12 protein-coding genes and 2 pseudogenes are annotated in these 13,970 nt (G+C 64.7%); 13 read left to right on the top strand and 1 reads right to left on the bottom strand.

The window, feature by feature from the left end:
• Positions 1–8 precede the first annotated feature (8 nt).
• Positions 9–1,076, top strand: a complete 1,068-nt coding sequence (locus tag DIZ22_RS12490) for a fatty acid desaturase (protein ID WP_122928230.1) — start codon at positions 9–11, stop codon at positions 1,074–1,076.
• A gap of 50 nt (positions 1,077–1,126) precedes the next feature.
• On the opposite strand, the gene DIZ22_RS12485 is transcribed toward DIZ22_RS12490, so the two are convergent.
• Positions 1,127–2,716, bottom strand: coding sequence for an FAD-dependent oxidoreductase (locus DIZ22_RS12485; RefSeq protein ID WP_234415734.1), 1,590 nt, complete (start codon positions 2,714–2,716; stop codon positions 1,127–1,129).
• Between the two features lie 181 nt (positions 2,717–2,897).
• On the opposite strand from DIZ22_RS12485, the gene DIZ22_RS12480 reads away from it, so the two are divergent.
• The 12 genes and pseudogenes from DIZ22_RS12480 to DIZ22_RS12425 all read left to right on the top strand — a co-directional run.
• Positions 2,898–3,539 carry a glutathione S-transferase family protein gene (locus DIZ22_RS12480; protein ID WP_048938268.1) on the top strand — a complete coding sequence of 214 codons (642 nt, stop codon included), beginning with the start codon at positions 2,898–2,900 and terminating at the stop codon, positions 3,537–3,539.
• A 475-nt stretch (positions 3,540–4,014) separates the two neighbouring features.
• On the top strand, positions 4,015–4,560 hold the full coding sequence (locus DIZ22_RS12475; RefSeq protein ID WP_122928229.1) for a hypothetical protein: 546 nt from the start codon (positions 4,015–4,017) through the stop codon (positions 4,558–4,560).
• A 191-nt stretch (positions 4,561–4,751) separates the two neighbouring features.
• Positions 4,752–5,693, top strand: coding sequence for a TIGR02594 family protein (locus DIZ22_RS12470; protein ID WP_164488894.1), 942 nt, complete (start codon positions 4,752–4,754; stop codon positions 5,691–5,693).
• Positions 5,694–6,084: 391 nt separating this feature from the next.
• Positions 6,085–6,630: a hypothetical protein gene (locus DIZ22_RS12465; protein WP_164488893.1), complete on the top strand. Its 546-nt coding sequence runs from the start codon at positions 6,085–6,087 to the stop codon at positions 6,628–6,630.
• A gap of 432 nt (positions 6,631–7,062) precedes the next feature.
• Entirely contained in the window at positions 7,063–8,262 is a 1,200-nt protein-coding gene (locus DIZ22_RS12460) for a hypothetical protein (protein WP_122928227.1), read from the top strand.
• Between the two features lie 127 nt (positions 8,263–8,389).
• Positions 8,390–8,725 carry a hypothetical protein gene (locus tag DIZ22_RS12455; RefSeq protein ID WP_048938273.1) on the top strand — a complete coding sequence of 112 codons (336 nt, stop codon included), beginning with the start codon at positions 8,390–8,392 and terminating at the stop codon, positions 8,723–8,725.
• 27 nt (positions 8,726–8,752) lie between these two features.
• Positions 8,753–9,322 carry a hypothetical protein gene (locus DIZ22_RS12450; protein WP_048938274.1) on the top strand — a complete coding sequence of 190 codons (570 nt, stop codon included), beginning with the start codon at positions 8,753–8,755 and terminating at the stop codon, positions 9,320–9,322.
• Positions 9,319–9,528 carry a hypothetical protein gene (locus tag DIZ22_RS12445; protein WP_048938275.1) on the top strand — a complete coding sequence of 70 codons (210 nt, stop codon included), beginning with the start codon at positions 9,319–9,321 and terminating at the stop codon, positions 9,526–9,528. Before DIZ22_RS12450 ends, DIZ22_RS12445 begins: the two co-directional genes overlap by 4 nt.
• 262 nt (positions 9,529–9,790) lie before the next feature.
• Positions 9,791–10,837, top strand: coding sequence for a phosphatase PAP2 family protein (locus DIZ22_RS12440; protein ID WP_164488892.1), 1,047 nt, complete (start codon positions 9,791–9,793; stop codon positions 10,835–10,837).
• A 78-nt stretch (positions 10,838–10,915) separates the two neighbouring features.
• A complete protein-coding gene (locus tag DIZ22_RS12435) occupies positions 10,916–12,232 on the top strand; it encodes a M28 family peptidase (RefSeq protein WP_048938277.1) in 1,317 nt (438 codons plus the stop codon).
• A 100-nt stretch (positions 12,233–12,332) separates the two neighbouring features.
• Positions 12,333–13,289 (top strand): annotated as a pseudogene (locus DIZ22_RS12430) (terminase family protein); the annotation flags it as partial.
• Positions 13,290–13,454: 165 nt separating this feature from the next.
• Positions 13,455–13,899: pseudogene (locus tag DIZ22_RS12425) on the top strand (transposase); the annotation flags it as partial.
• Positions 13,900–13,970: the final 71 nt, after the last annotated feature.

Genomic DNA, 13,970 nt, shown 5'->3' with positions numbered 1-13,970 from the left:
AAGGCAGCATGACTGTGCATGATCCCATATTGGCCGCCGCGTCGCGCACGCGGTCGGCTATACCCGACGATACGAAGATGCTGCGCGCTGCCGCGGATCTGACGCGCACCCTGTCGACCGCGAACTCGGCCATCTACTGGCCGGACATGCTGGCGTCGGCGCTGATCGGCTATGGCGCGCTGGCCGGTGCGATTCTGGCCCAGAATGTGGCGATCGCGATCGGCTGTGCCCTGTTGTCGATGATGGCGCTCTATCGCGCGGCCAGCTTCATCCATGAGCTGACCCATATCCGCAAGGGCGCGCTGCCCGGCTTCCGATTCGGCTGGAACCTGCTGGTCGGCATTCCGCTGATGATCCCGTCCTTCCTGTATGAAGGCGTGCATACCCAGCATCATGCCCGCACCCGTTATGGCACGGCGGAAGACCCCGAATATCTGCCGCTGGCGCTGATGAAGCCCTGGTCGCTGCCCCTGTTCATCGTCGTCGCCGCGCTGGCGCCGGTCGGCCTGATCCTGCGCTTTGGCGTGCTGACGCCGCTCAGCCTGATCATCCCGCCGCTGCGGCGCAAGGTGGTGGCGGAGTTTTCGGCGCTGTCGATCAATCCCGCCTATCGCCGCCGTGCGCCCGAGGGTGAGTTCGCCCGCATGTGGCATTGGCAGGAAGCGGGCGCCTGCCTGTTCGCGCTGGCGCTGGTCGGCAGTGTCTTCGCCTTCGGCTGGAAGCCCTTGCTCGTCTATATGGCGATCCATTCGGCGATGACCGTCATCAACCAGCTGCGCACCCTGGTCGCGCATCTGTGGGAGAATGAGGGCGAGGCGATGACCGTGACGGCGCAATATCTGGATTCGGTCAATGTGCCGCCGCCCGGCACGCTGCCCGAACTGTGGGCGCCGGTCGGCCTGCGTTATCATGCGTTGCATCACCTGCTGCCGAGCGTGCCCTATCATAATCTGGCGGCTGCCCATCGGCAGCTGATGGCGACGCTCGACATCGACTCGCCCTATCGCCAGGGCAATTATACCGGCATGTTCCCGCTGGTCGCCAAGATCGCCCGGAGCACGATGCACGCGCGCTGATCGCGGTGGATCGGGACAGGAAAGAAGGCCGGTGGAAACGCCGGCCTTTTTTATGGGCGGACGGGGGAGGCGGGTTGCGCGGCGACGCAGAAGGGCACCATGAGGTTGGTGCACTGGTCGCGATGCGGCACCATCAGTTCGAAGGGCAGCGGCGAGCGTTGATATTTGCCGCCGGCGGGCAGCATGAAATGGCCTTCGTTGACGATGCCCCATTGCCCCCGTTCGTCCCGGACCGCGATGCGGCTGGCGGCGTGGCTGTCCTGCCAGTAGGAGGCCATGGCGACGATCGAGGGGAGGCGCGGGGGCACGCCATCGATATCCGACACGTCCCGGCCCGACCAGGCAAGGCCATTGTCCAGCCGGCGCGCCTCGCGCACATAGAGCTGGGGCGACCAGCCGGGCGTGTCGGCGGGATGGCAATCGGTGTGGCGGCCGCGCACCAGGCCCCAGTTGCGCACATCGCGTTGCAGCCCGGCGGGAATGCGGGGATCGCGGCCATGGGCCATGGCGTGGAACCAGCCGCGAATATAATTTTCATGCGCCTTCCATATGCGTTCGCGCGCATCATAGTCGGCCGCCGGATAGGCGCGGTTGAGGCCGACCGCGTCGAGCGACATGGTGCCGCGATTGTTGATGTCGTAGATGCCCGGCGCGACCTCGTCCGCCTTCACCAGATCGCGGGCGAAATGCCAGTCCCGGCCATAGAGCTGGCCGGCGCGCCGGCGTCGGTCGAAATCGCGAAACAGCAGTTCATAGTCGGCCTCGCGATAGCCATCGGGCGCGGTGGCGGGCAGGTCGAGCCGCAGTTCGGGCCGATCGGTCATGGTCAGGCGGAAGCAATAGGCCTGCACGCCATCGTCGGCGGCGCCGACCGGTCGGTTCGGCGCGGGATCGACCCCGGCGATCAGGCGGCCCGACGGCTGGTCGACGAAAGGGTTGATCGGCAGGATATTGTCCTTCTGCGGCGGATCGGTCCGGGTCAGCAGCTCATAGCGTGACCCGCGATAGCCATTATAGGGATTGGCCCGGTCGGCGGCTTCGCGCCCGACCCTGGTGCTGATGCCGGCGCGGGCCATCAGGTCGCCTTCATAGGAGGCGTCGATGAAGATGCGGCCATGGGCGCGAACGCCCGAGCGGGTGATGATCTCGCGGATGGCGCGATCGGTCCGGTCGACGGTCTCGACCCCGTCCGACCAGAGGACCGGCACCCCGGCGGCATCGAGCAGGTCGCGGAAATAGGGGGCAGCAACGGCCGGGTCGAAGGCGTAGCGATTGCCCGGCATGCCGCCCGCCGCCGCCAGCGCGGCCATGGTGGTGCGGGCATAGCCGCCGACCGCATCGATATCGCGTATGTCGGTCCAGCTGAGCCCGCCGGCCAGCATGCCGCCGGGCTGGATTTCGCGCCAGCCGCCGATCAGCACCGCCGACGCGCCCAGATTGGCGGCGCTGACCGCGGCGATGACGCCGGCGGGGGTGGCGCCATAGACGACGACATCGGCATCGGCCCAGGCTTCCCCGGCGAGCGCGGTGCGGCGCGGATGGATGAGGGCGGCCGGCTTGCCGCTGGCCTGATGGCAGCTGACCAGGCCGGCCGCACCCGCTGCGCCCGCCATCGTCGCCAGAAACGCGCGTCTGTCCATGACCGCCCCCATCCCGGATTGCCCCTGCAAAGGCTTTCCGATTTGCGGGGGCGTGGAAATTCCGGTCGAACACCTAATGGATTGCGCGGTCAGGGCCGGGCAGGACGGGACTGGACCGTTGCAATATGCGACTGGTCTGGCAGGATCGGCGCTCCACCACCAGAAAAGCAGGAGTGGGTGCATGATCATCTATGGCGCGCGGCCGTCGCCCTTTGTGCGCAAGGTCATTGTCTTTGCAGCGGAAAAGGGGATTGCGGTCGAGGTGCGGCCGGCCGGGTTCGGCAAGGGCGGCGAGGCGTTCGAGCGGGCGTCCCCCTTTGGCAAGATCCCGGCCCTGGTCGACGGCGATTTCGCGATCAGCGATTCGTCCGCGATCATAACCTATATGGATGCGCTGCATCCCGAGCCGAACCTGATCCCGACCGAGGCGAAGGCGCGGGCGCGGACGATATGGTATGAGGAATTTGCCGACACCATCGCCCAGCCGGTGGGCGTCGACATCTTCTTCAACCGGGTGGTCGGCAAGCTGCTCGACATGCCGCATGACCCGGCCCGTGCCGACCGGGCTGAGGCAGAGAAGATGCCGGGCATCTATGATTATCTGGAGGCGGTTCTGCCCGAGAGCGGCTGGCTGGTGGAGGATCGCTTCACTTTGGCCGACATTGCGGTGGCCTGTCCGCTGATCAATGTCTGCTATTGCAGCAACGGGTTGAAGGACGGGCGCTGGCCCAGGGTGAAGACCTGGCTCGACGGATTGCGGGCGCGGCCGAGCTTTGCCGGGGCGATGGCGCAGGAGGCGCGGATGCTGGGCAAGGCTGTATAACCCATATGGAACATTTTGCTTGACATCGTCACGCTGATCGGGCAGAGAAGAGGAAAGTCGATAATTGCGACTCGTCGGCGTCGGTCGGTGGTGGCGCGATGGGTCGGCTGGGCTGTGGAAGGCGGGGTCTTCGAGGGCGGCTTTTGGGCTGGGTCTTTGGGCTGGTCTTCCAGGTCAGGATTGGCAGTCGGTCCTTGAGGGCTGGTGCGTGACGGTGCGGGGCTTTTGGAATGCCGGCGCCGTGATGCGATGCTGACGGATATTGCCATCAGGTGAGGCGAAAGGGGCTGGTTCGGTTGGGCCGGCCCCTTTTGCGTTGGGCGAGCGCGCGGGGCTGAAGCTGAAGCTGGCGCTGTCGGGGCGGTGTGCGGGGAGCCGTCGAGCGGCGGGGTGGCGCGGGGCTGCTGCCGATGGCGGCGTGCGGCGCGTGGTCGCTCGGCGGGGCGATGGTTCGGGACAATCGGGGGAGAGGGTGATGGCGGCGCGAAAGGGGGCGGCCGGGCGGCCGGAGCGCGTGGCGCAGCGGCAGGCGGCGGGCGAGGGGGTGCGGACGCAATTGCGACAGGTGCGCAGGGATGGCTGGGCGCAGAAGGACCGCGCGCGCTTCCTGGCGGAGCTGGCCGAGACCTGCAATGTCAGCGAGGCGGCGCGGACCGTGGGGAAGAGCCGGCAGGCGGCCTATGGGCTGAAGCAGCGCGACGCGGAATTTGCGCGCGACTGGGATGCGGCGATCGAGCAGGGCTATGGCGAGATCGAGGCGATGCTGATCGGGCTGGCGCTGCATGGTTGCGAGAGCGAGGAAATCATCGAGGATGGCGAGGGTGCGGTGAAGACCCGCAAGGTCAAGCGCGCGCCCAATCCGTCGCTGGGGCTGCAATTGCTGAAGCTGCATGCGGCCCAGGTCGCGGCGCGCCGGGCGGCGCGGGGCGATGCGACCGGACCGGGCAGCCCCGAAGCGATCGCCAGCGTCGAGCGGGTGCTGGCGGAGATACGCCGACGCCGCGCGGCGGCGGGGACGTGAGGGGGAGGGCCTGTGCGCGGCGCCGGCTTTCCGTGCGGGGATCTTCGATGGATGGCGCGCTGGGGCAGCGCTTTCGCGGCACTGTCGCAAAAATGGGCATGTATTACTACGTGTAGACGGGGGTCGGGATAATATTGATGATGTATTGAAGATGATTCGGTGAATATCCATGTGCTGATCGAGGTGTTGTCGTGAACGATCAAGACCGATTGGCGCGATCCAAGATCGCCATTGATGCGCGATTGAAGCGGCGAGATCATCAACTGGCGCGCGAGCAGCTGGAACTTCAGAAAGCTGATTTTGAACTGCGGAAAAGAACCGCGACAGCTGATGGATTTCATTTCCTGCTGACGCCGACCGGCGTGGTGTTGATGGGGGCTGCGCTGGGGCTGATCGGGACGGCACTGGGCAAGGCCGCCGACTACGCCATAAAAAGACGCGAGCTGGAAACGAATATCATTCTGAAATCGAGTGATGTTCCGTCAAATGCGGATGTGAATGTGCAAGCCCGCCAGCGTGCGCTCAACCTCCTGTGGTTTGCCCAGGCCGGCTATATCGCGCTGTCCGATGACTATCTGTCCAAATTGCGCGCGACGGCCAATGTCGATGAGGGGCAGGCGGTCCCCCCGCCGGTCATCGCCAGCACGGCGAGTGCGACCAATTATACGGCAGAGGATGCCTCTTTGGTCGAGGCCGCGACGAAGACGAAGGCTGCCGCCTGGATGCGCGTGGCCCAGGGCGAGATAGGGCAGCGGGAAATTCCGGGGCCGGAAAGCAATCCGCGCATCGTCGCTTATAACAAGGCCGCGGGCCTGCCTGCCGATGACGCGGTTCCATGGGTCGGATCCTTCATGTGCTGGACGTTCAAGCAGGTGGGCAAGCCTTGCCCGGCCGCGCCCGGCCGCGCGTTGAGCTGGGAGAATTGGGGCCGGGAGATCGAGGATCCTGTGCTGGGCGCAATCGTGATAATGCAGCGCGACACACGCCTTGGCGCCGGATCGGGTGCGGTCGGCTTCTATCTTTCGGAAAAGCCGCAATCGGTTCGCGTGCTGATGGGCAACGCCTATGATCAGGTGACAGCCATCAATTTTCCGAGAGCCCAGGTGAAATCCTATCGGCTGCCACCTGATTGAGAACAGCTTTTGATCCGGGGGCGGGAAGGGGGATTGCGGACCACCCCATTTCGATCATGCCAGCGAAGGCTGGCATCTTAGGCAGGCGCACGCGACATAAACGGATAGCGCTTGAGCAGATTTCGATCCGACTGCCTCGGCGCGACTGTTCTATGCTCCTGTTTTGACGCGTTTTCCGGGTCATCAGGTGATTCCACCTGATTGGGAAATGCTCTAATGTTCCCCCATGGGCGATCAGGCGATGCTGACGAAAATCGATGGATTGATGTTGGCGGAGGCATTTGCGCCGGCGCATCGCTCCATGGCTCTGTCGGCCGGGGAAGCGGTGGTTCGGGCGCTGACAAGTCGACAATGGACGGAGCGATTTGCGGTCCAGGCTGAAGGACAGGCTGTGCTGATTCCGGCGCGCCTCTATTTTGCCACTGACCGGCTGCGATTGAGCAAGGGCGATCCGGCCTGGGGTTTGGCGCGCGCGTTGCAGACGCGCAGCAGCGATGGCTTCCTGCGCCAGGTTGCCGCGCGCGATCTGATCGGCGATTTTCAGCCCTGGGCCGCCCCGTTCATCGTCGCGCTGATCGGCGAATATATCGTGGAGATACTGGAAGACATAGCGGCCGGTCTCACGCCGGAAATGACGCCGGTGCTGGCCGCTTTCATTGCTGAAAATCCAGCCTATTGGCGGACCACGAAGCGCCGCGTGATGAGCTATTGGGACGCCTATTATCGACATGGCGGCTATGACATGCCCGTCACGCATGTGTCCCCTATGGAAGAGCCAAGCTGCTGGAGCCGGGTGAAGCGCCGCATGTTGCGCTATTGGAGTGTCTGTTATCGACATGATCGAGGTGATGTGATGCACCGCAGCTATCGACGGGACGAATATATCGGTTTCAAGCTGATCAATCGCCTCGACCTGGCCGTGGCTGGCCAGGCCTGACGAAGGAGGCGATGGGCGTTCTGGCTGCGAGGCCCTCTGCGGGCTTTCGTCAGCCACGCTTTCGCAAGCGAGAATGATGCTGCGCCTCGGCTCAGGCCTGTCCCCAGCCTGTGAAAACGGCAGCCCCGAAGCGATCACCAGCGTCGAGCGGGTGCTGGCAGAGATACGCCGGCGCCGCGCGGCGGAGGGGACGTGAGTTACGATTTTGGCGTGCGCCATAGTCGCTGAATGATGGTCGTGGCGAGGCGCCGATGGGCGATCCGCGCGACGCGAGTCTTTGCAAATATCCAGAATATCCGGCGACGGCCGCGCGCAATTTGTGTGTGCGCCGCTTTGGCGCGGCTCGCCCCTTTCATCGTTGCAATCAAAATATGTTGAAGGAGTGATTTCAAGAAGATTTGTCCAGTTAAATCATTATATTAGGAGCTTTGCATGACGGTTGTTTCTCCCATCAGTTATGGTGCTGTCGGTGATGGCGTGGCCAATGACAGTGCTGCTTTCAACAGCGCCATCGCGGCGCTGCCGTCTGGCGGTGGCGTGGTCGATATGCAGGGGCGGCCCTATGGCCTTCTGAATAGCGTCAATATCGACAAGCCGGTTCGCTTCATCAATGGAGGCAAATTCATTGCCCTTTCGGCGACGGGCGACCTGTTGAAGGTCGGTAGCGGCGTGGAGGGCTTCTCCTGCTCGGAAGTGACCTTTGATGTGTCGAGTGCCATCGCGCGGACCAGTGGCGCCGCCATCAATATTGCGGGTGATCCCAACCTGCTGGGCGCCGTCATCGGCCCCGTGATCACCAACAATATCTTCCGCAACCAGTTCCTGGCGATCAATGTCGACTATGCGCAGCATCCCGTCATTTCGGGCAACACGATTTTCAATACCGTGCGGACCGGTTCCGGCATCGTCATCGGCAACCAATATTATGTCCATGGCGCGACATTGAGCGGCAATCATCTGCAGGTCTCCGACGACAAGGACAAAGCGGCGGTCGGCATCCGGATCGGCTGGTGCGATGTCTATTTCATCGGCTTCAACAGTTCCGTGCGGCATGAAATCGGCGTGTCGATCAAGCCCGTCGGCAGTAGTCAATATGCCGGAACCGGCAAATTGATCGGCAATAATCTGGATACTTCCACCATCGCTGTCCTGGTCGAGCCGGAAAATGGCGGGCGGGTCTACACGCTTCTGGTCGACGGCAACTGGCTGTCGGCCAGCACGGCGGCTGCGGCGAAGATCAGGTCGAACAGCGGCATTGTGCGCGGTATTTCCATCACCAACAATGAAGCCAAATATGGCAGCGACAATGGGATCGTGTGCGAAGGGCCGGCGTCGGGGGACGGCGTTCGACGGGCTGTTCATTCGCGGCAACGTCGCTGCGTCGAACCCGAGCGGACGGGGTATCGACCTGAGCGGGGTCATCACGCATGTCAGTTCGTCCAACAATTATTGCGGTGTGGAACTGAACCCCGCCGGGATCGCGGACGCCAATCATACCGGCTATCATGTCAATGTCGGGGTCAGCGGCAAGTCCTGCTGCGACGATGTGGCCGGCAACAGCGTGGCGCAATTCCAGAATCTGAGCTCGACCTTCGCTGTGGCGGCTTGATCGAGCAAGGGCGGGGGCCATGAAGTTGGCCCCCGCCCGACTGGGTGAGGCGGTCGGATGATGAGGTGCAGGCCTGAGCTTTGAGCGTCGGGCTTTTGCGGTTGGGCGCTTCCTCTGATAGTCTGAGCACGAGGCTTTGGAGATCGGGCGATGCTGGTTGGGCTGATCCTGTTGGCGGCGGGGGCGATGATCGCGCTGTCGGTGCGCGCCGATTGGCGGTTCCGGGCGATCGACCGGCTGCCGATGCAATGGACGCTGACCGGGACGGTGAGCTGGCATGCGCCGCGGGCCGTGGCGCTGGCCTTCACGCCGGTGCTGGGGACGATGCTGATCCTGGCCGTGGGCGCGATGGCTTTGTGGGTGCCGCCGCGCGCCGGACAGGAGGGGCTGGTGATCCCGGTGCTGCTGGCGATCGCGGCGGGCATGGTGGCGATCCATGCGCTGCATATCTGGATGATCGGGCGCTGGGCGAGGGCGCGGCACTGAACGGGCATTGGGGCTGAGGAGGCGAGGATGCGGCGTGTGACCCGGAGCAGGATGGCGCTGATGCTGGTGGCGCCGATGGTGATGATGCTGCGCGCTGGCGCGCGCGGCGCGCCGCCGACAAGCTGGGCCAAGGCGGGCGTGTCGCTGGCCGACTATGCCGGCGATGCAGGGGCCTGCGCGGAGGCGACGCGGGACAGGGCGGTGACGGTGCGACCGGAGACGGCGCAGGCGCTGGATGCACTGAGCATGGTCGACCTGACGATGATCCTGCGGACCTATGGTGGCGATAGCGATGCCAGCCCGCTGATGGCGGCGGCGAATATCGGCATGCATCATGACGATGCCAATGTGGCGCGGCGAACGGCGAATTTCGGCGCGAAATATCAGGCGATAACGCGCAGCGACGTGCGCGCGCAGTTGCAGGCGGCGCTGGACCAGTGCCTGGTTGATCGCGGCTATGTGCGGATCATGCTGACGCCGGAACAGGTGGGCGGGCTGGCGAAGCTGAAGCGCGGGACCGCCGAGCGCACCGCCTATCTGCATGCGATCGACAGCGATCCGGCGGTGATCGCGGCGCAGCGGGTGGTGGAAGAATGACGATGCGGATCGGGATCGTCCTGGCCAGCCTGGCCTTGTGCGGGGCCTTGTTCTGGAGCGGGACGGTGCTGGTCGCGCTGATGATGGAATGGCTGGTCGCGCATCCGTGGGTGGCGAAGGCGATGGCGGCGTTGCCGATGCTGGTGCTGCCGCTGATGGCGGTGACGATCGTGCATTGGCGCCGCGATGCGGCGGACGCCGGCTGAACGGAAGGCGGCGGGCTGGCAAAGCGCCAATGTGGGACGGCGGAACGCACCGCCTATCTGCATGTGATCAACAACGATCCGGCGGTGATGGCGGCGCATCGGATGATGGAGGAATGAAGGCGCGCGGTGTGCCGCTCACTATATTATGCGGTGGACAATATAGAACGTGCAGTTTTCAATGATGACAATATTTGTTTCTTAATGTTTCATACATGGATTGGCTATAGCCGCCTCTGCGGGGTAAAGATCTGTGGGGGTTTTGGTGATCGGCAATATTGTCGTTCGCGTGCGCAGCGTGTGCGCGGGATGTCTCCACGATTTTCGGCATTCATGGCCGGTCATTCTGCTCGCGATGCTGATGACGATCCTGCTGGCGGCTGCCGCGACGGTGCAGTCCTTCCATGTCGACATCGTGGATCTGGCGCCGCTCTATGTTGCAATCATCATATTCTTGGCCAGCGGACTTTATATTCTTCGCCGCACGCCATCCGGGAATGCCGCCATGGCAGCGCGGGAAGGGAGCGGTCAGCGGCTGGGCCATATATTGGTGCTTACCGGGCTGTTCTACTTCATGGCAGCGACAGCTGCGCTGGGCTGTGCGGCGCTGGCGCGAACGGCATTGCCCTATGCGGATACGATGCTGGCCGCAGCGGACCGTGCGCTATATTTCGACTGGCTGGCGATGATGGCGTGGTTTCAGGCCAGTCCGCGGATCGCGACCTTGTTGATCCACGCCTATGCCGCGATCAACTGGCAACCGCAGTTGGCGATATTGCTGCTTTGCGGGCTGGGGCATCCAGCGCTGGCCTATCGGTTCATGACCGCCTGGGGCATGTGTTTGTTGCTGACGATAGTGATGTTCCCCTTCTTTCCGGCGGTGGCTGCATTCCATCATTATAATGTCGATCCGGCGCAGATGCCGGGTGCGACCGCCTGGGCTTCCTGGCATTTGGAGGCGTTGATGGAGGAACTGCGGTCCGGGGCTAAGGCCACGCTGGATAGCGATGCGCTGACGGGGATCATCACCATGCCGAGTTTTCATGCGGCATCGGCGATCCTTCTGATATTTGCCTTCTGGCCCTTCCCCTGGCTGCGCTGGCCGTTTCTGCTGCTGAACATGGTGATGTTCGCATCGGCCGTGCCGGTCGGCGGCCATTATCTGGTGGATACGCTGGGCGGTCTGATGCTGGCCCTCATCGCCATTGGGACGGCGATTGCCGTGCATGGAAGAGGCGAGGATATCCGTCTGGACTGGAAAACGATCGGGCATCAGGTCCGGCGACGGGAAGCGGGGCTGGCATCTGCCTGACGATGGCGGGCCGGCCTGTCGAGGATGAACGATCAGATGATTTTACCTGATGGGAAAAGCCTCTAAGAGACTGGTCAGATGAAGAAACTGATCCTGCTCGCCGCCGCTTCGGCCCTTGCAACCCCAGTGCTGGCGGCACCCGCCGCGCCGTCCGCGCCCGATGCGGCGCGGTTGAAGGCGACGGTCGAGAAGCTGGTCAGTTTCGGCACGCGTCATACGCTGTCGAGTGCGACCGACCCCAAGCGCGGGATCGGTGCGGCGCGGGCCTGGGGCAAGGCCGAGTTCGAGAAGATCGGCAAGGGCTGTGGCGGCTGTCTGAGCGTCGAGACGGTGGCGGATCGCTTCACGGGCCCGCGCGCGCCCGATGGCGTCGAGGTGGTCGATGTGCTGGCGATCCAGAAGGGTAGCGGTGATCCCAACGAGGTGGTGATCGTCGCGGGCCATATCGACAGCCGCGTGACCGATGTCATGAACATCACCAGCGATGCGCCGGGCGCCAATGACAATGCGTCGGGCACGGCGCTGGTGATCGAGGCGGCGCGGGTGCTGGCCGGGCAGAAATTCAACGGCACGATCGTCTATGCGCTGCTGTCGGGCGAGGAGCAGGGATTGTGGGGCGGCAAGCTGCTTGCCAGCACGGCCAAGGCGCGCGGCTGGCATGTGCGGGCGATGCTGAACAATGATATTGTCGGCAACACGGTGGGCCAGAATGGGCAAGTGGTTGCGGATCGCGTGCGGGTGTTCTCCGAAGGCATTCGCGCGGGCGACGACGCCAAGGCGAACCTGACGCGCCGGGCGATCGGCGGCGAGGATGACGGCCCGTCGCGGGCGCTGGCCAAGGCGATCGACGGCATTGCGCAGGCGGACCCGAAGATCGGGCTGGAGGTGCTGGCGGTGCGGCGGTTCGACCGGTTCGGGCGCGGCGGCGACCATTCGCCCTTCCTGGACCTGGGCTTCCCGGCGGTGCGCTTTTCGGTGGGGATCGAAAATTATGACCGGCAGCATCAGGACCTGCGCACCGAAAATGGCCGGGTCTATGGCGACACGGTCGATGGCATGGACTTTCCCTATCTGGCGAAGGTGACGGCGCTCAATGTTGCGACCTTGCGGCGGCTGGCCGATGCGCCCGCGGCGCCGGCGACGGTGTCGCTCGATGGCGCGCTGTCGATGGATACGCGGGTCTTCTGGGACGCGGTGCCGGGGGCGACGGCTTACAAGGTCTATTGGCGGCGCGCGGACAAGCAGGACTGGAGCGACAGCCGGGTCGTGACCGGCGCGACGCAGACGGTGCTGAAAGATATCGTGGTCGACGATCATTTCATCGGCGTCGCGGCGGTGGCCAAGGACGGGGCCGAGAGCCTGGTGACCTTTGGCGGGATGGCGCCGCGTAAATAGGATTTGGTTCGCGCGGAGGCGCGGAGGCGCGGAGATTTTCGGGAAGGCCGCCTGCGGGCGGCCTTTTTTGTTGCGCGCTGTTTGGGGAGAGGGGGCGGGGATGCAGATGGCCGATTGCGACTGGGTCGAGCAGGCGGCGGCCTGGCCCGAGCTGGCGCGCTGGCTGAGCGACGATGCGGCCGAGCGGCTGGGGCGGGACTGGCATTTCCTGGCGCGGCCCGCGCAACTGGCGCCGGCGGGCGACTGGCGCATCTGGCTGATGATGGCGGGGCGCGGTTTCGGCAAGACGCGGGCCGGGGCGGAATGGGTGCGCGCCATTGCCGAGGGCGATCCCGAGGCGCGGATCGCGCTGGTCGGTGCGACTTTGGGCGAGGCGCGCAGCGTGATGGTGGAGGGGGCGAGCGGCCTGCTGGCGGTGGCGCCCTGGTGGGCAAGGCCGGCCTATGCCCCGGCGCTGCGCACGCTGACCTGGCCCAATGGCGCGCAGGCGCGGCTGTTCGGCGCGGCCGAGCCCGAAAGCCTGCGCGGGCCGCAGTTCAGCCATGGCTGGGCCGACGAGATCGGCAAATGGCCGGGCGGGCAGGCGGCCTGGGACAATATGATGATGGCGATGCGGCTGGGGCATGATCCGCGCGTGGTGGCGACGACGACGCCGCGCCCGGTGCCGCTCGTGCGGGCGCTGGTGGCGAGAGATGGCGCCGATGTGGTCCTGACGCGGGGGCGGACGGCGGACAATGCAGCGCATCTGGCGGCGGGCTTTGTCGATGATGTGACGCGGCTTTATGGTGGCACGCGGCTGGGGCGGCAGGAACTGGATGGCGAACTGATCGAGGAGGCGGAAGGGGCGCTGTGGACCCGCGCGGCGCTGGAGGCGTGCCGGGTGCGGCATGTGCCGGGCGTGCTGGCGCGGGTGGTGGTGGCGGTCGATCCGCCGGCGACGGCGGGCGGCGATGCGTGCGGCATCGTCGTGGTCGGGCTGGGCGGGGACGGGCGCGGCTATGTGATCGCGGACGCGAGCGTGGCGGGCTGCTCGCCCGAAGGCTGGGCGCGGGCGGTGCGGATGGTGCAGTGCCACGAGGCGGATCATCCGTCCCGCTGGGCGGCCATCGTTTCGATCTCAGAGATTGCTCCGAAATTAAGTTGATTCGTATCAGTGGGTTATATTGACAGTGCATCCTGTCGTTGATTCAGCGGTATTGCAAAAAACTAAAGGAAATCAACGATGTGGGCCGATACCACTGAAACGCAGTATGTGCGTGCAGACTTGGCGGCCAAGCGATTTGATCGATGCCGAATGGGCGCTGCTCGAGCCATTCTTTCCGCCGCCCTCGCATGTAGGGCGGCCGCACAAGTGGTCATTCAGGCGGATTGTCGAGGCAATCCTGCATCTGTTGCGTGGCGGCAGCTCGTGGCGGATGCTTCCGCCGTGTTTGCCGCCGGTCTCGACGGCGCGGCGTTGGTTCTATCTTTGGCTGGACAACAGACTATGGTTGTCGTCGAGCCATACCCTGCTGCTGATCGGACGCGAAGCTGCAGGCCGCCAGGGCTCACCCAGTGCTGGCCTGATCGACAGCCAGAGCGTCAAAGCCACGGAAAGCGGCGGGTCGCGGGGGTATGACGCGGACAAGAAGACCAAGGGGCGCAAGCGCCATATCCTGACAGATACCGATTGTCCCGTGCATCTACCACGAGCGTGTCGTACAACGGCGTGATCCGGAGCGGCTATCGATCTGAGCCC

It is taken from the genome of Sphingobium sp. LF-16, from assembly GCF_003711185.1.
GTDB lineage: Bacteria > Pseudomonadota > Alphaproteobacteria > Sphingomonadales > Sphingomonadaceae > Sphingobium > Sphingobium yanoikuyae_A.
This window is presented reverse-complemented; position numbering and strand designations above follow the sequence as displayed.